The sequence below is a fragment of the Neorhizobium lilium genome (assembly GCF_004053875.1).
In the GTDB taxonomy this organism is placed as follows: Bacteria; Pseudomonadota; Alphaproteobacteria; order Rhizobiales; family Rhizobiaceae; genus Neorhizobium; species Neorhizobium lilii.
This window is the reverse complement of record NZ_SBIP01000001.1, coordinates 988765-1005717: the sequence shown is the minus strand read 5'-3', so window position 1 is coordinate 1005717 and position 16953 is coordinate 988765. Positions and strand designations below refer to the sequence as shown.

Genomic DNA, 16953 nt, shown 5'->3' with positions numbered 1-16953 from the left:
AGAGCTTCGGAGGAGCGGCGCGAAGCCATAGATAAGATCAAAGATCCGGAATTGCGCAAGAGTGCGGCACGTTAGAGCGTGCTTCTTATTGGTATCGGTCTTGACCTCGTAGAAATCCCGCAGTTCCGCGCGCTTTATGCCTTAGACGATATCGTAGTGCTGGGCCGAGTATTTAGCCCCTTTGAGCTCGGCGAAGCGGCGAACAGCACCAGCCAAATCGACCGTCTGGCCGGTCGATTTGCTGCCAAAGAAGCTGTCCTAAAAGTGCTTGGTGGTCTACAGCAGGGCACTGCAATGACGGAGATTGAAATCCGCGCGTCAGCCGGTCAGCCCACCATTCATCTTTCTGGCCAAGCCGCTCTCCGGGCTAAGGAGATGCAGATCAAGTCCTGGCTTCTGAGTATTACGCATACGCAGAACGCTGCAGCCGCAGTCGTCATTGCGTCAGGTTGACACCTGTCGGCACGGTAAGATTCCATTTGGGCGGGAAGAACGGTCGCGGCGCGTCGCCGTGCTCGCGAAAACCCTGTTTGATGCGGGTGCGGCCCGCTCGCCCAGGGATGTCAGGATGCGACACCCGTGAATATTTGCTGATTTCGCAAAACAAGTTCTGGCAGTCGATAAGCTGTAGGCGGCGGCCGAATAAAGATTTGAAGTTCAGACCTAAACGCTCGAACTCTAGTTCCTGGCGGTCAGTCATGAACTCAATAATATCGGCAGGCTGCAGATTGTCGGCGTTTACGAAGCATTTTGAAATACCGTCGAGAGCTCCGGGGCCGGCGACAACAAAGTCACTTTCTTCATGATGGATCAGCGACGAGTAGTTGAGATCGATCGTCAGCTGATAGCCGAGGAATGGACCTATCGACGGAAAGGCGGTCAAAATTTCATAGACCTGCTTCAGGCTTTGCGTTTCCTGAATGCGTTCATAAACCCGTTCCCGCATCATGAGTTCAAGAAGAGCCAGATGTCCGCGGTGCTTCACCCCGTCAGTCGGCCCCAATTTTACAGGAGGCATGATGTAGGCCGCAGAGTAAATTCGGCCTCCATTCTGCTGGGCTTTGGAGAGGACCTTATCGATCGCAGCAGGCTGGAACGCGTTCCATGTGAGCGCGCCCAATTGCTCGGTCAGGACCTCCCAGGTCTCGATTTTATTGAAAATCTTGAACAGGATCGTGCGAAAGAAAATCTCGTCGGGATTTCGATCGAGGTTTGGGTCGTAAATCACTGATCGTATCAGGTATTGGCTGACACGATCAGCGGCTCGATAGGCGTTGGTGAATCGAAACTGCTTCAGGATTGGATCGTCGGTCCAAGGACCGAGCCGCCTCTCAATTCTTCGGAAATAGATTTCCTGCCGCTCCGCAGCAAATTGCCAATAGGCGTCGAAAACCGGCGTAACCTCAAGGCTCGAAAACCGGTTCGAGCCTATTGTAAATGGTTGCGACGCAAGCTTTCGTTCAGCAGTCACGCGGGAACCGGGGCGTTCTGCAGTTCGGCCTTAATAACGGCCATCATTGCAAGAAAATCTGGGTCCGTTTTTTTCAGATCGTCCGCTTGAGCGACGCCTACAAATACGTTGAGCCGTTCCATCTTCAATCCCATCTCATGCGCCATGAAACGACCAAGTCGGCTAAGGCCAAGGTAGTTTCCGTATCCCTTTCGGATGATCTGCTGCGTCGCATAGAAGGCGTTGACGATCAAGCCGTTCGTTTCGGAGAACGTGAAACTGACCTGCTGGAGGCATGGGAATTCTTGAAGCGATGTCCTGCTGACATCACGGTGTGGATCGAAAGTTGTCGCCTGCCATCTGGATCTGCGGCCGCTTGGGCGACGTTCGTATTCGGCAAGGATCCACTCCAACTGATTGAAACCCTTGCCCCCGCCCTCAAAATCTATCAGCCGCTGGAAGTAGGAGCCTTTCTTGTTGTTTTGCGGATTTAATTTTTGGATGCGTTGAAATGCCTCTCGGTACATTTCGAAGAACTCTGCGCGGTTGCCTTGCGCGAGCAAATAATATCGTTCGGGAAAAATCGTGAATGCGACATTTTCACATCCCCGTTTGCCTGTGATTTCCAACCAATGATCGAGCGCTGCTCGAATATTCTGGTTCTCCACGGGATATCCCTCGTCAAAACCAGTGATCGAAAGTGTCAGCGGCGAAATTTCTGTGCAACCGGGTGCTGTCAGCTCAGACAGGACATGGCCCCACGCGATCGAAAGACCGCTTGCCTCAATCAACCGTGGCGATCCGGACTTAGTCATCATCTTCCTCCTCAACGTGTCGGTGTTTCATCAAGCCTTCGTATTCCGTAGGGCCGATACGCACAGTCATTTGACGCATGCCGGTCCGAACCTTTAATTGGGTGCGCTTTGTCGCTTTATAGATGGCGAAATCCCCACCATCTTGCAGATAGTCCAAACCTTCGCCCCTGATCTCGCTGAGCATGGGAAGTGCGATACCATTGCCAATGTCGAGGTCGACAGTGGAGGTTAGCGAGTGTCGGTCGAAGACCGGCAGAGCTGTCAGTGTGTCGTCGGCGATAAAAGAGCGCCGTATTTGCTGGGGTTTCGTCTTCAGTAGAGCGGCCCGTTGCTCCACGTCTATGTGGTGAAGCACATAGGTCAAATGAGAGATTAGAGTCCCATACCCAACGCCAAATTCGCTTGCTACCGTTGCTATTTGAAGCGGTGATGGGGCCGAAATGTCCCATTTGCGGGATGCGAAAGCCCTCCGGATACCTATCGATGGCATCAACAAGAACGACGAAAACGCATCAGCCAAGATTTCCTCTGGCTTATCAGACGACTTGCGGTCGTCCTCTTTAAGCTCATCAATCGTCGATCCATGCCCGAACCAATGATGTCCGAGCTCGTGTCCACACGTGAAGGCGCGTCTTGGAACCGGCCGCAGCGACGATAAAAAGGTAATCGCGGGAGGGCCTTTCTTGTAGAGCCCTTCCATACTAACCTTGAGAAAACGCACTCGCAAACCGAGCCGATCCGCAACCGTGTAAACGTCGATCGGATCGATATCGTCTACGCCTGCTTGATCACGCGCGTCGGCTGCCGCTTGGGATGCCTGTAGGATGAGATTACGCTTTGCCGTCATCAGAATTGTCATCCTTATCGTCCCCCTGGATGACCGCAAGCGCGCGCATCAAACTGTTCAACGCATCTGGGCTCAGTTTGCTCAGTTCTCTGGCGGCAAGCTGAAGCTTCGGGTCTGAGGGGTTCATCTGATCTGGGCCTTCTCCCATCAGATAATTGATTGAAACCTCGTAGATTTCCGCGAACTGTGCGAGCTCGGTCGCTGACACTTTCCGATTACCGTTCTCGATCTCACTGATCGTCGGCCTGTGCATCTCCAGCATCTTGGCAGCCTGCCCCTGGCTCAGGCCTGACAGTTGCCGTGCCTCCTTAATCCGGTCCGCAATTCTTTTTTGTCTATCTTTTTCGCTCATGTACTACTCCGCCGCGACCGTAATCGGGGGCTTGCTTTGCTTCTTCGCGAGGACCAGGTCAACGCTTTCGTCGATAGTTAGGAGGGTTTTTCCGTCCAACGTTCCGAAGATATGGACATCATTGGGGATGATGATGTCGAGCTTCTTCGCAAGCCAACCAGTCGCGACTGGCCAAACTGTACTGTCGAAGCTCTCCAGCACTTTTCCAGGAACATCGGAGCCCTTGAGAGCAGGACTTGGGCATCCGCTCAGCGACTGTACGCGATCGAGCACTTGCAGCAGGGCATTCTTGACTTCATCTTTGGTCATTGGTACGAACTCCTTACCGACCCGTAAGATAATCCTACACAACCGGATTTGCAAGGGGCGCGAAAATTCTTCTTGAAATAGCGACGGCGCTAAAGTCTATCTTCAACGAAGCAGCCACAGAAATAACCGGAGGAAGCAAATGAGCTTGGATGCAATGAAGCCGGAAACATTACTTCGGTGGCAGCAGCAGCAATTTCAACATGACAGACGCAACCATACCGACATTATTTGTCTGTCGCGCATGGATCGGCTCAAGCATTATGGTTTGCATTACGCCAAATATGCCGGCCGCGTCGCTTTGCATCCAAATGATTTATCGGTTTTGAGCCGGACGCTTGTGGACGCTCTTTTGGTGATGCTCAGCGCTGCGAACGTTCTTTCTCAGCGGTTGGATCGTGATTTCCAGGTGAGAGCCGATGCCAAGTTCGTTTCCGGACTTCTGGAGGATATTGCGGACGCTTCAGGTAGGTTTTGCGATGCTTGTGAAAAAATCGATCACTTCGAAGAATTCCTCCCGATTGCAAAACAAGCCAATCTCGACATGCTCCAGTGGATTTTCGTTCTCGCTGCTGAACACAAATTCGATTTAGAAGCACTAGTCCTGGTTCGCAGGCAACAGCTTACTGAGCGCCAGTTTCTCATCCCAGCCGATCAGCAGGGTTGAACGAATGGCGAGCGAAGCACGATTTCTGGTCCTCACCGATTTACACCTGGCAGGCATACTGAAGCGCGACGAAATCAAGTCGCCTTCGATTCCCAAGATCGAAAACCCGAGCCGGATTGCGGCCACGGGAGAATTGCTGAGTTCAATCGCCGACTATCTTCGGGGTAGACATTTCACACTCGAGGCTGTGATCTTTGCCGGAGACGCGCAAGACAAGGGGTCGAAAGGCAGCCACGACGCGGCATACCAATCAATTGTTGACGCCTTCCAAGAATTCGGAATCGACGCCGCCAAGATAGTTTCCACGCCAGGAAACCACGATGTTCTGAAGGGATCGCCGCCGGGCTCGGAAGAACGTTACGCAGATTTTGCTTCCGTGTGGCGCGACAAGGGTTGCATCGTTCCATGGATCGATGGCCTCGATCCCCAAAAGCCTTCAGATACGGTTCGACATCGCCTCGTCGCGGACGACGCTCAATGGGCCATATACCCCTTGAATACGAGCAATTGGTCGCAGGTTCGCGCAAATGTTCCCAAAGACCTGGCAACTGTCTGGGATGAGTTGCCGAAGAAAATGGCTCAGGGCAACGGAATCCTCGAGGAACAAGTGAAAGCTGCACTTGGGCGCCTTCTTGATTACGATATGGCGAATATCTCGAATGACCAATTGAAGGTATTTCGCCAGACTGTCGATGATACACCGCAACCTACAGCGGGCTCGCAGGTAAGGCTGGCCGTCATGCATCACCATCTTAGGTCGCCAAGTTTTCGGGTGGAGTACAAACCTTTCGAGGGCATCACCAATCTCGAACAGTTGCGCTCCGTCTTGAAAGAAACGAATGTTGCTGCGGCAATTCATGGGCACAAGCACGAGCATAATTTTCGCTACGAATACGTTCAGTCCACCGATCCCGATTCTCCGCATCGCATCGCCGTCGTGTCTGCGGGTACTTTACAAGATGGAGCAGATCATGACGCGGCGCTGTTGCTAACGCTAAAAGGCCTCCCGTATACGCCGGAGATCTCGGTCGAACGAATTGACCTCCCCCGCACGGCGCTCGATTTAACAGTGTCGGAGCCTGTATCTCTTACGCTTGTCGGTCTGCGGAATGTGGAAGGCGCGCCGGTTATTGTACAAGGATCTAATCTCGACGAGCTCTACGCGCGCGCCGTTCAGAAAGCAAAATCCCACATCGGCGAAACCCTTATCGTGCACTACGACCCGTCGGATACGAGGAAGGGCTCGCTCAAACTACCGTCTCAGTACCCCCGCTCAAACGGTGTGACAGACGAGGAAATGCAGAACTGGCTTGAGGACCTTGTTCAGTGGTGGCAGCTAGAACGGTCTAGTCGGGACAATGACTTCCCATATCCACACGGATCGCGCCTCAGGTTATTCGGCGGAAAGCTAAATCAAATTGACCGGATCGTGAGGCTCTTGGAAAAAGAACCATCTTCTCGAGCGCTCGCTGTACTCGTCGATCCTCTGCGAGATTTCGATCGAAATGGTGAAGACGAGGCATTTCCTTCCTTTACTATGATGCAGGTTCGGAAGCGTGAAACTTTACGCCATAAATTTTCAATCGATGTGATTGGATTTTACCGTGCGCAAGAGTTTTCGCAGTGGTGGCCGGTCAACATGGCAGAGCTTCGATTACTGCAAAGCGAGTTAGCAGATCACCTTAAGGCTAACCTTGGCACCATCACCACGGTAACCACGGACGCCAGATTCAAGCCGCAGGGTCCGGGTCAGGTAGCAGTCCCCGTTTTCGATCGCTGGGTGGATCAGAGTCCAGAAAAGCTTTTTATGCTAGCTCTCACCCTGTCTGGCGATACCAGAGGCGAGCCGTTCCAAGAGGTATTACTGAGAGAATGGGTGAGGTCGCTCAACGATATCAAAGAGGCGTCTTCCGCTGCGGACATTGATGGTCTGCTAATCCCGGCCGAAGGGTTGAAAACTCTCCTCACCTATCTCTCGATGATCGATAGACAAGGTGAAAAATCCCCGTTGGTTCAGCATCTTCGTAGTCTGGTAATGGCTAATCAGACATACCAGCAATCGCGCAAACTGGCAGCCCATCGTGAGGCATGGTCGGGTAGCATTGCAACGATTGTGCCTTCGATCATAGCGTTGACTCCCGTCAACAGAAATGGATGAAGACCAGAGCAGGCTCGGCAAATCTGCACAGCGGGGATAACTGGAATTTATGGCTGACTTCGGCTTAGATTCCGGGAACAGGAGGTTCCATGATCATTCCTGATCTCACTGAAGTGGCTGAATTTGGATGGCTTCCCGGAGACGATTTGCTGGGCAAACTCGGCGAGCAGGCCTGGATCGGCTACGGCTATGAGCTTGCTCTGCTGGAATTCGCGAGGCGATCCGGTGCCAGGCCCTTCGAGCTGTCAGGTAATTTTGTCGGTCTTAACAACCGAGACGAAGAGTTCAGGTTGCCGACCGGCCGGCGCGATGAATTTGTTAATTGCGGGACGCGGGATCCGCCAAATCTGGTTGTCGCCCCGCGTGAGATGTTCGTGTTCAACTTTCTTATCGATACGTTGAAGGTCAAGGCACGGATTTTCCGATTTGTGCCTGGCGAACTACCGGTCGGAGGTTCGAATTGGTTCAAGGCGGCGATCCTTCGCTGAGGCCTACGCATCGCCTCCAGGAGAGGAAGTTCCAAAGCATTCGATCAGCATGTCAGTGAGCACCCGTATTTTCCGTGACGGATACTGGCTAGGCGGTCGCACGATAAAGATTGCGGCAGGCGGAATTGGATGAGATTTCATAATCGGCACAAGGGCGCCTGACGAGATATGATCGGCAACCAGCAGTTCTGGAACGTAGGCGAGTCCCAAACCGTCGAGTGCAGCCGCCACCAGCGACACGGCGTTGTCGGCGACGAAGCGTCCCCGAGGGCGAACCGTAACGATCTTGTCGTCCACCGTAAATTGCCAAGCCTCATTGGTGCGAAGAACGGCTTCGTGATTGACGATTTCGTCCGGCGTGGCGGGAGCACCATGCGCCTCGATATAGGCAGGGCTCGCGACCAGCGCGCCAAGTAAGGGGCCGATGCGCCGCGCCACCAGAGTTGAATCCGGCAGATACCCGACGCGTATCGCACAGTCGAAACCTTCCTCCACAAGATCGACAAAGCGGTCCGTATAGGAGGAATCTATCTGCAGACGTGGATGCAGGCGTGCCATCTGAGACAGAACGGGAGCAAAATGCGTCGGGCCGAATGTGAGCGGTGCGGCGACGCGTATACGGCCTCGAAGCTCTCCTGCTGGAAGGATCGTTTCCCGGACCACGTCCAGTTCCGCAAAAGTCCGGGCTGCGTATTCCCTGAAAGTTGCACCAGCTTCCGTCAGCGCAATGCCACGGGTGGTTCTGGCGAGTAACTGCACGCCAAGCTCTGATTCCAGTTGTGCGATCCTGCGGCTGACCATCGATTTAGACATGCCTAGACGCAGCGCCGCTGAAGATACGCCGCCGGCATCTGCGGTTTCGACGAATATCCTCAGATCCTCAATGTCCAATTCGTGTTCCTCTTCCTGCAACATCGCGTCACGCGTCCTGCGGCTACCAGCGTGGGTAAGAGAATGTCAGGTTTGGCTGGTCGCGTAGGAGAGCCCTCCGATGCAGTCAGCCTGCGAACGCCCGACGAACCGCCAACATAGGATATTTCCATGACCTTTCGTAACGGCCTCGATACCCTGCTTCGGCCCGAGGATTCCGTCCTCGTTCTGATCGATCACCAGCCCTATCAGTTGACCAATCTCAATAGCCACGATCCGCAAGCGATCGTCAACAACGTGACGGCCCTGGCCAAGCTGGCGAAAGCCTTCAACGTTCCGACCATTCTCACCAGCGTGATCGCCGATCGCGGCGGCAAGATCTTCAAGCATATCACCGATGTCTTCCCTGGCCAGGAGGTCATCGACCGCACCTGGGTGAATACCTGGGAGGACGAGAAAGTGGTCGAGCTGGTCAAGGCGACGGGCCGCAAGCAGCTGATCATTGCTGGTCTGTGGACGGAGGTCTGCGTGGCGATGCCGGCCATTCAGGCCGCCGGCGAAGGCTGGGACGTGACCGTCATTACCGACGCCTCGGGCGGAAGTTCGCTGGAATCGCATCAGGTCGCTATCCAGCGGATGATCGCGGCCGGCGTCAACATGATGACGTGGATGGCTTTGGCGGGTGAGTGGCAGCGGGACTGGGCACGCACCGAGCATGTCGAGGAACTGACGGAAGTGCTGATCTCTCACATGAGCGGCAGCGGCATTGCCTATCTCTGGGAGCAGCAATTGCTAAACACGCCGACCCCGACGAGCAAGGGCGGTCTTTAAAGCGACGGCGGGGGACGGTGCCGCAAACAGCGATGGCCCGGGGCCATCCGTGTGGTCGTCCGCATCGCCCCTGCCGGCAACGATTTCCGATAGCGGCCAAGCGCGATCAAGGCGATCCGGTCTCGGTGTTTAACGACATCGGCTTCGAGCCACCCTTCGGAAGGCCGAAGAGCCGTCGCACCGTGTTTAGAAAGGCGCCATAGGGGCGGCCGAGCACTAGCATCATGACGGCCGCGCCGAGAACGCCGCTCAGCAGGCCGCCGCCTTTGGCGCCACTGATGGCTATGATGGCCGCATAGATCGGCACCTGAAACGTCATCAGGGAGAGGCTGTCCCAGAAGAGCTGCGACATCGTGGCCTCGCCGGCGCGCTTCATCATCCAATCCCGCCACAAGCCATAGGGCCGTGCCACCGGAACCATGAGTACGGCACCGAGGAGCCGGGCATTGCAGACTTCCTCCCAGCTCATGCCGGCAATGAAGCGCTCGTTGAGCGCGCCGGTTGCCGTGAAGAAAATCAGGAGCGCCACCGTATCGGCGAGGAATGAGCGGCGACGGGTGGACCGGTCCGGGAGGTGAGCCTCCCTTGCATCGCTGCCTGGCTGCGTATTTGCAGATTTGCTTGGAGACTGGGTGATGGTAACCTCTCTGTCGATGAATGCGGACTTGTCCCTTGCAGCCGGCCATGTGCAACCGGCCGTCGGCGTGTCTTAGAGAAATGGTAACGCGGATAGCCTCCATTAGGCGTTGCGTTTTTCGAGACAGATTATTGCAGTTTGCGCGACTATCTAGCGAGTTGTTGCAAGGCTACCAATCATGTCGGCGTCGGCGGGATGTTCAACCTAGAAACGTCGAAGGAGCGAAAAGGCGCCGTCGGCTGATGTCGGTCGTTGAGGCGGCCGAATTGAAGGTGAGTGCATGGCTGACGTGAGCCTGGGACAGACGATCGGTCCTGCTATTGTTCTGATGGGAGCCGCCGTTGCGGCGGTGCCGCTGTTTCGCCGTCTCGGCCTGGGCTCGGTGCTCGGTTATTTTACCGCCGGTGTCCTGGTCGGCCCATCGGTGCTCAGCCTCTTTACCGATACGCTTTCCATCCTGCATTTCTCCGAACTTGGGGTAGTTATGTTCCTGTTCGTGATCGGACTGGAATTGCGCCCGCAGAAATTATGGTCCATGCGCGGGCAGATTTTCGGCCTCGGCTTGCTGCAGGTGGCGCTGGGCATTGCCGCGCTTGCCCTGACGGGAATGCTGGTCTTCGGCCTGTCCGCCCCCGTCGCCTTTATTGCGGGCGCCGGTTTCGTCCTCTCCTCGACAGCCGTTATCATGTCGGTGCTTCAGGATCGTGGCGAGGTTTCCACGCCGGAGGGGCAGCAATCCGTTTCCATTCTTCTATTCGAAGATCTGATGATCGTGCCGCTCCTGGCAGTCGTGGCCCTTCTCTCTCCCCTATCGGACGGCCAGGCCGGGTGGACGAGCATCCTCTTGGGCATTGGCGCTCTGCTTGTACTGATCGGCGTGGCAAAGTGGGGGCTGAACCCGTTCTTCGCCCTCTTGGCACGGGCGCGGACCCGCGAGGTCATGTCGGCCGGCGCCCTGCTGGTGGTGCTCGCCGCTGCCTGGCTCATGGATATGGCCGGGCTTTCCATGGCGATGGGCGCTTTCCTCGCCGGTGTCATGCTGTCGAGCTCGAGCTATCGGCACCAGATCGAAAGCGATGTCGAGCCGTTTCGCGGCCTGCTGATGGGGCTCTTCTTCCTGGCGGTGGGTATGTCGCTCGACCTTTCCGTTGTTGCCGCCGAATGGCTTCTTCTTCTGGCCATGCTCTTCGCTTTCACGCTGGCAAAAGGCGCCGTGGTCTTCGGTGTTGCGCGTGTCTTCGGCAGTTCCGTTCACGACGCAATCCATCGAACCTCGATGTTCCTGCAGGGCGGCGAATTCGCCTTCGTGCTTTACGCGGCAGCCGCGACGGGCGGCGTCATCGATGCGCGTGCGAATTCCGTCTTCACGACGGTGGTGATTTTCTCCATGGCGCTGACACCGCTCCTGATGATTGCGGCGGACCGTTTCCTGCGCAGCGCGCCGCAGATGCATGGTGTCGAAGCCGCGCAAAATCTGAGCGGCCGGGTGCTTATCATCGGCTTTGGCCGCTTTGGACAGATCGCCTCGCAACTCCTCCTGGCAAAGGGCGTCCACCTGTCGGTCATCGATTCCAACCCCGACCGGATCCGTGAAGCAGAGCGTTTCGGCTTCAAGGTCTTCTTCGGTGACGGCACACGCCTCGATACGCTGCACCATTCCGGCGCCGGTACGGCCGATGCGCTGATCGTCTGCATCAATGACCCCAAGGCTGCCCTCCATATCGTGGAGCTGGCACAGCACGAATTCCCCCAGGCCAAGATACTGGTGCGCAGCTACGATCGCGGTCACGCCGTCGAACTGATTCGCGCCGGCGTGGATTTCGAGATCCGCGAAACCGTTGAATCCGCCTACCAGATGGGCGCGGCCGGCCTGCGTGCGCTCGGCTTTGCCGAGATAGAGGTCGAGGAAGCGGCGGAAGACGTCCGTCGCCGCGACTATGAGCGCCTGTCCGAACAGGTGCAGGGCAATGCTATGTCGGGTGCGGGCCACCTGCATGTCCGACCCGTTCCCGAACCGCTCAGCGGTGCCAGAGCCCATCAAACGAGAGCTTGAGCCCGAAGAGGTCCTGCGGGAAGGCAACCAGCCCGGCGCCGGATCTCGAGACCATCATCACCCCGGCGTCGGCCGCATGGCGAGTTCCGGGACACGAGCAGCAAGAAGGGCGCCGCGTGCAAATCCGCGCCTGGTAAACAAAGGAAAGGCGACCAGACATGAGTTGGAACCCGGCAATCGAACCAGGCTGTCCCGATGAGGTCAGCAGTGATGCAATTGAAACCCTGATCATTCCCCGTGCGCGCGATATCGGCGGTTTTGAAGTGCGCCGTGCCTTGCCGGCGCCAAAGCGCCAGATGGTCGGTCCGTTCATCTTCTTCGATCAGGCTGGACCTGCCGAACTGCTCACACGGCAGGGGATCGATGTCCGGCCGCATCCGCATATCGGCCTTGGAACGGTCACATATCTCTATCGCGGCGATTTTCATCACCACGACAGCACCGGCGCCAATCAGGTGATCCGGCCCGGCGAGCTGAACTGGATGGTCGCGGGCCGCGGCGTGTCGCATTCGGAGCGCACGACGGCCACTGCGCGCACCGGCCCGAGCAGCCTCTTCGGGATCCAGACCTGGCTCGCCCTGCCAGACAGCCACGAGGATGTCGATCCGAGCTTCGAGCACCACGGCAAGGCCTCCCTGCCGGTCATCGAGGACGGCGGAACCACGGTGCGGCTGATCCTCGGCAATGCCTATGGCGAGGTAGCGCCGGCCACCATGTTCTCCGAGACGTTCTATGCCGATGTGACACTGGAGAGCGGATCGCTCTTCCCGATGCCGGACAACCACGAGGATCGGGGCATCTATATCGTCGAAGGATCGATCTCGATCGCCGGTCAAAGCTTCGAAGCGCCGCAGATGATGGTGTTCCGTCCGGGCGACAAGATCACCGTCGCGGCAGGCGAGCGCGGCGCGCGTTTGATGATCCTCGGCGGTGCGACGCTTTCCGGCCCGCGTTATGTCTGGTGGAATTTCGTTGCATCATCCAAGGAGCGCATCGAAGCGGCCAAGGCGGAATGGCGGGCAGAGAATTGGGGCAAGGGTCGCTTCGATCTGCCTGCCGATGACCGCGACGAGCACATCCCGCTTCCGGACTGAGGGTCCGGGCGCAACCGCGTCCGGCAAGCGCGACCGGTTCGCCCAGGCCGTCATCCCTTCGCCCTCTTTCTAAGATTGGATATCCCATGAGCAGCAAATGGCCTACCCTCGATTATCTCAGCTGGCGTGAAACGTGCTCGGCCTTGCATCTCTACCTGCAAGTGGTCGGCAAATATCGACTGGCCCATACCCCCTGGCTCAACCATTCATGGAACGCGACTTTCTATGTCGCGCCGTCCGGTCTGACATCCTCGCTCATCCCTGACGGCCCCGGCATCGAGATCGCGTTCGATTTTCACGATCACCGCGTCTTGGGAACGAGCGGCGACGGGCGCAAGGCCTCGCTCGCTCTGCACGACATGACGATCGCTGAGTTCCATGCGGCCTTCATTCGACTGATTTCCGAGCTCGGTGGAACACCGGAATTCCACGGTCAGCCGAATGAGGTGGCGGATCCGGTGCCCTTCGAGGAGGATCATCGGGACCGGCCTTACGACCGCGAAGCCGTTCGGAGATTTCATCAGGCCCTGATGGCCATTGACGGTGTCTTCAAGACGTTTCGGACATCCTTTCTCGGCAAGTCCAGTCCGGTGCACCTCTTCTGGGGGAGTTTCGACCTGGCCGTCACACGGTTCTCCGGTCGTCCCGCGCCCATTCATCCCGGCGGTGTTCCGGCCCTGCCGGATGACGTGGCGCAGGAAGCCTATGATCACGAAGTGTCGTCGGCGGGCTTCTGGCCGGGCGGCGGCGGCATAGACTATCCGGCCTTCTACGCCTATGCCTATCCCGCGCCGGGTGGCTTCCGAACGGCGTCCGTCAAGCCGGATGCGGCTTTCTGGCATGAGGGTCTGTCGGAGTTCATCCTGCCTTATGAGGCGGTGCAGACGGCAAGCGATCCGGATGCAGCGCTTCTCTCCTTCCTGGTCTCGACCTATGAGGCGGCCGCCGAATTGGGTGGCTGGGACAGGGATCTGCTCGAATGCAGCCATGGCGAGCGCGGCAAGGTGCGCGCGCTGAAGGCCAGGCCGTCGCAGGCTGCGCCATCGGCGGTTGCCGGCGAGGTCGAGCGGGAGGATGGTGCTTCCAAGGGTCGCTACCACCTCGTCATCGACGGCGTCGAAGCGGAGATGACCTATAGCCGCGCCGGCGCGCAACTCATCATCATCGACCATACGGATGTGCCTGCCGCCTTGCGGGGCCGAAAGGTCGGGGAACGTCTTGTTCGTCAGGCGATCGAGGATGCACGGCGCGATGGGGTCTCGATCATTCCCCTGTGCCCCTTTGCGAAAGCGCAGATCGAGCGGCATCCAGAGTGGCAGGACGTGCTCCGCAAGTGAAGCGGTCAAGCGGCAAGGGAGAATGATATGGTTGACGAAAGCAATCCGCTGCGGGATGCGGACAGGATCCTGATGGCGGCTGTCGATGATGCGATCGAACATGCGGCACTAACTGCCGGTCATCATCTTCAGGGTGCCGATGACACCCGCTCCCGGCAGGACTATTTCGCCGATGGCGTCATGCGCCATCCGTTTCTGCGCCTCTGCGGTGCTGACCCCGCGACGGCTGCGGGCGGCGATCCGCAAATCGCCTGGAAGATCCTCTATGCGGGGCGCAACGTGGCGCGCCACTGGGAAAGGGAAGGCGTAGACCGCAAGACCATGCGGAGAAAGAGGGAGCGGAGCGAGGATCTCTACAGGGACAGGCGCGAGCGTCGCGAGCTTATCCGCTCCGCGCAACATTATTCGCTGACGCTGGTCGTGCAGGCCCTGGCGGATCAGGCGCGGCTATCCGATCCGCAATTCGTCGAGCGGCTGGAGGCGGCGATCGACGCGCGAGCGGCAAAGCTCGGGATCGTTTCGGAAACGGATGCGCTCTTTATCAGCAGCGCGAAGGACTATGTGTCGCTTCTGACCCGGACAAGGGAACAGGGGGCGGCAGAGCCCGACCATCAATCGATCGCGGGAGTGACATGTGACAGAGAATTGCCCGGCACCCACGCCGACAGAGCGACGGATCTCGGAGATCATCATCAGGGCGGACAAGACGCTCGCCGATGCAGTCGCCTTGTCGCTGGAGGCCGCCACGGCGCAGACCGCGGCGGAATTGAGAGTCATGGGAGAGGAGGGCTCGGCGCCAGCGTCATTCATCAGAGGATGTATTGCCTGATCTGCGGCGCCGATCCCGACACATTCGAAGGAGGCGATCCGAAGATCGCCTACCACGTGATCCGCAACAGCCAGAACATTGCCAAGCAGTACTGGTCGGCTGATATCGAGCCTTATCCGCCCACAAGACGTTTCAACTGGCCTTAGGCCGACGCGATAGCTGCGGCTTTCTCAGGGTTGAACCCATCGAAGCTTTCGAAGACGTCCATGAAACCTGGGACGGTTGCTTTGCGAGCCCAATCCCGCTGGAATTCGCAGTACAACTGGACGCGGCTGGTCATATTGCCGCCAGCTTGCTCGATCCGACGGAGGCCAGCCTCGTGGGCAGCGACGGACGTTCCGCCTACCGCGTCAACAGGAACGTAGACCTCATAGCCTTCCCGCAGGGCGTCAAGAGCGGGGAAAGCCAAGCACACTTCCGTCCAAAGTGCGGTGATGATAAGCTTTCGACGCCCGAGTGCCTTGACTGCTTGTTTAAATTCGACGTCTTCCCAAGCGTTGACGGTGGTCCGGTCGTAGACCTTGAGGTCACCGAGGACATCCTGCAGCTGCTGGATCGGCGGCTTGTTTAGGCCGTTGGCAACGTTCACAGTTGAATGTATGACAGGCACGCCATAGTTGACCGCTGCCTTTGCAACGCCGGTGATGTTGAAGACGAGTTCATCACGGTCCATTGATCGGATCGACGAGACCTGGACAGGCTGGTAATCGATGATGAGGAGAGCCGAATTCTCTGGCGTGATGAGATGATCGGTTAGGGGATTGCGGATTGTTTCGCTTGTCATGGATGGTCTCTTTCTTGGTTGGTTGAGCATTCAGTTCGAGATGGACGACTGACCACAAGCCATGGAAGCGCGGGTCACGGTAAGAGAGTTTGCTGATGGCCAGTCCCGGAGAACGAACGCGGACGCACACTGATCAACCGGTCGGTCTTGGTTGCCATCATACTCACTTCCATCGCTAGAACTTCGGCCAGACTACCCCTTTCGGTGTTCTCGAAAAGCTACTCTTCCAAGCACAATTTGTTCTCCAAACGAGAACTTGATGAGATGACATTTTTCGCTCACAATGAGACCATGTCCGATCGGTTTGAAGCCTTGCAGGCGTTGGTTACGGTTGTCTCAGAAGGCGGGTTTAGTGCAGGGGCGAAGCGTCTCGGCATAGCAAAATCAGCGGTTAGCCGACGGATCCGCGACCTTGAAGACAGGCTAGGGGCTAGGCTGTTCGATCGTACGACACGCCGGATCCAACTCACCGAAGCAGGCCGCGCGTTGCACGAACGGGCAATGGCGCTTTTAGCGGCGCTCGAAGAAGCCGAGGAAGCTGCATCGAGCGCGAGCGGTGAACTGAAAGGGAGCATCCGTGTCGCCGCCCCGGTCTCATTTGCAGTGCACTGCCTGGCCCCGGCGGTAGGACAGTTTCTGGAACGCCATCCCGATGTCTCGCTATCGATCGACACTGACGACCGAATGGTCGATTTGGTTCGGGATGGTTTTGATCTCGCAATCCGGATTGCCCAGTTACCGGATTCGTCAATGATTGCTCGTCGGCTTGTGATCATTCGGCACGCGTGCGTCGCCAGCCCAGCGTTGCTTGAGCATTTTGGAAAGCCGCAGAAACCCGACGACCTGTCCCGCTTTCCTGGAATCGTTTACTCCAACCGTGAGGAAGCTTCATATTGGAAATTCGCGAATGATGTGGTGCCGAATGTGAAAACACGGCTCGACTTCGCGAACGGGGATGCTGTCCGGGAAGCGGCCATTGCGGGTCTTGGAGTGGCGATGCTGCCGACCTTCATCGTTCACGACGCTGTTCGGAGGGGAGCGCTTTCGATCATTCTTGCAAAACACATGCGACCGCCGATCGCGATGTACGCGGTACATCCATCAACGCGCCATCAAAGCGCGCGTGCACGCGCATTTATCGACTTCCTGGTTGATAAATTCCGTGGCGAGCCGCCTTGGGACCGAAGGCTACTCGGCGACGGGACAGCGGACGAGTTGTTGACCTAGACGACGCCTCATCCGATTCGTCAAAAGGAAGGCGGCAATTTTCCAAAGACAGGTGAACGCGACCCTAATAGCCTCGACCGGATATGGTACTGGAAGTTGTACGATGCCTATGATGTACTGCAGTTTCATACCGTTGCTATCGCGCCGGCGTGAAAAATCGGGTCGTCGGTTCACATCCGCTCAAGACCTCCGATTTCGAGATCAGGCA

Annotated in this window: 18 protein-coding genes; 10 read left to right on the top strand and 8 right to left on the bottom strand. The window is 57.3% G+C overall.

What is annotated here, in order from left to right:
• Positions 1–78 precede the first annotated feature (78 nt).
• Entirely contained in the window at positions 79–453 is a 375-nt protein-coding gene (locus EPK99_RS04640; RefSeq protein WP_128441528.1) for a holo-ACP synthase, read from the top strand.
• Here the strand turns inward: EPK99_RS04640 and EPK99_RS04635 are convergent.
• The 5 genes from EPK99_RS04635 to EPK99_RS04615 are packed head-to-tail and all read right to left on the bottom strand — an operon-like array spanning position 437 to position 3773.
• A complete protein-coding gene (locus tag EPK99_RS04635) occupies positions 437–1471 on the bottom strand; it encodes a nucleotide kinase domain-containing protein (protein WP_128441526.1) in 1035 nt (344 codons plus the stop codon). The two genes, EPK99_RS04640 and EPK99_RS04635, sit on opposite strands and share 17 nt — an antisense overlap.
• Complete coding sequence (locus tag EPK99_RS04630) at positions 1468–2265, bottom strand: thymidylate synthase (RefSeq protein WP_128441524.1); 798 nt, start codon at positions 2263–2265, stop codon at positions 1468–1470. Before EPK99_RS04630 ends, EPK99_RS04635 begins: the two co-directional genes overlap by 4 nt.
• Positions 2258–3112 (bottom strand): ImmA/IrrE family metallo-endopeptidase, encoded by an 855-nt coding sequence (locus EPK99_RS04625; protein WP_205909046.1) that lies wholly within the window; start codon positions 3110–3112, stop codon positions 2258–2260. The genes EPK99_RS04630 and EPK99_RS04625 overlap by 8 nt, the downstream gene beginning before the upstream one ends.
• Positions 3096–3464 carry a helix-turn-helix domain-containing protein gene (locus tag EPK99_RS04620; protein WP_113559408.1) on the bottom strand — a complete coding sequence of 123 codons (369 nt, stop codon included), beginning with the start codon at positions 3462–3464 and terminating at the stop codon, positions 3096–3098. The genes EPK99_RS04625 and EPK99_RS04620 overlap by 17 nt, the downstream gene beginning before the upstream one ends.
• 3 nt (positions 3465–3467) lie before the next feature.
• On the bottom strand, positions 3468–3773 hold the full coding sequence (locus tag EPK99_RS04615) for a hypothetical protein (protein ID WP_128441520.1): 306 nt from the start codon (positions 3771–3773) through the stop codon (positions 3468–3470).
• Between the two features lie 139 nt (positions 3774–3912).
• Between EPK99_RS04615 and EPK99_RS04610 the strand changes: the two genes are divergently transcribed.
• The 3 genes from EPK99_RS04610 to EPK99_RS04600 all read left to right on the top strand — a co-directional run bounded on the left by EPK99_RS04610 (position 3913) and on the right by EPK99_RS04600 (position 7083).
• A complete protein-coding gene (locus tag EPK99_RS04610; RefSeq protein WP_128441517.1) occupies positions 3913–4437 on the top strand; it encodes a hypothetical protein in 525 nt (174 codons plus the stop codon).
• A gap of 4 nt (positions 4438–4441) precedes the next feature.
• On the top strand, positions 4442–6595 hold the full coding sequence (locus EPK99_RS04605) for a metallophosphoesterase (protein ID WP_128441515.1): 2154 nt from the start codon (positions 4442–4444) through the stop codon (positions 6593–6595).
• Between the two features lie 89 nt (positions 6596–6684).
• Positions 6685–7083, top strand: a complete 399-nt coding sequence (locus tag EPK99_RS04600) for a hypothetical protein (RefSeq protein WP_128441513.1) — start codon at positions 6685–6687, stop codon at positions 7081–7083.
• Between the two features lie 3 nt (positions 7084–7086).
• Here EPK99_RS04600 and EPK99_RS04595 read toward each other — a convergent pair whose 3' ends face one another.
• On the bottom strand, positions 7087–7974 hold the full coding sequence (locus EPK99_RS04595) for a LysR family transcriptional regulator (protein WP_164901692.1): 888 nt from the start codon (positions 7972–7974) through the stop codon (positions 7087–7089).
• A 150-nt stretch (positions 7975–8124) separates the two neighbouring features.
• Here EPK99_RS04595 and EPK99_RS04590 point away from each other — a divergent pair, with 150 nt between their 5' ends.
• The gene (locus EPK99_RS04590; RefSeq protein WP_020808264.1) at positions 8125–8784 is read left to right on the top strand and encodes a hydrolase; all 660 of its coding nucleotides are present in this window, start codon (positions 8125–8127) and stop codon (positions 8782–8784) included.
• 106 nt (positions 8785–8890) lie between these two features.
• Here the strand turns inward: EPK99_RS04590 and alaE are convergent, their stop codons facing one another.
• Positions 8891–9421 (bottom strand): L-alanine exporter AlaE, encoded by a 531-nt coding sequence (gene alaE / locus EPK99_RS04585; RefSeq protein WP_205909071.1) that lies wholly within the window; start codon positions 9419–9421, stop codon positions 8891–8893.
• Positions 9422–9701: 280 nt separating this feature from the next.
• Between alaE and EPK99_RS04580 the strand changes: the two genes are divergently transcribed.
• The 4 genes from EPK99_RS04580 (at position 9702) to EPK99_RS25625 (ending at position 14880) form a co-directional block, all read left to right on the top strand.
• On the top strand, positions 9702–11474 hold the full coding sequence (locus tag EPK99_RS04580; protein WP_128441506.1) for a monovalent cation:proton antiporter-2 (CPA2) family protein: 1773 nt from the start codon (positions 9702–9704) through the stop codon (positions 11472–11474).
• Between the two features lie 158 nt (positions 11475–11632).
• Positions 11633–12568 carry a pirin family protein gene (locus EPK99_RS04575; RefSeq protein WP_128441504.1) on the top strand — a complete coding sequence of 312 codons (936 nt, stop codon included), beginning with the start codon at positions 11633–11635 and terminating at the stop codon, positions 12566–12568.
• An 86-nt stretch (positions 12569–12654) separates the two neighbouring features.
• The gene (locus tag EPK99_RS04570) at positions 12655–13905 is read left to right on the top strand and encodes a DUF5996 family protein (RefSeq protein WP_128441502.1); all 1251 of its coding nucleotides are present in this window, start codon (positions 12655–12657) and stop codon (positions 13903–13905) included.
• 27 nt (positions 13906–13932) lie between these two features.
• Positions 13933–14880: a hypothetical protein gene (locus tag EPK99_RS25625; RefSeq protein WP_245455650.1), complete on the top strand. Its 948-nt coding sequence runs from the start codon at positions 13933–13935 to the stop codon at positions 14878–14880.
• Here EPK99_RS25625 and EPK99_RS04555 read toward each other — a convergent pair.
• On the bottom strand, positions 14877–15518 hold the full coding sequence (locus EPK99_RS04555) for a hydrolase (RefSeq protein WP_128441500.1): 642 nt from the start codon (positions 15516–15518) through the stop codon (positions 14877–14879). The genes EPK99_RS25625 and EPK99_RS04555 overlap by 4 nt on opposite strands.
• Positions 15519–15782: 264 nt before the next feature.
• On the opposite strand from EPK99_RS04555, the gene EPK99_RS04550 reads away from it, so the two are divergent.
• Positions 15783–16745, top strand: coding sequence for a LysR family transcriptional regulator (locus tag EPK99_RS04550; protein WP_205909044.1), 963 nt, complete (start codon positions 15783–15785; stop codon positions 16743–16745).
• Positions 16746–16953 lie beyond the last annotated feature (208 nt).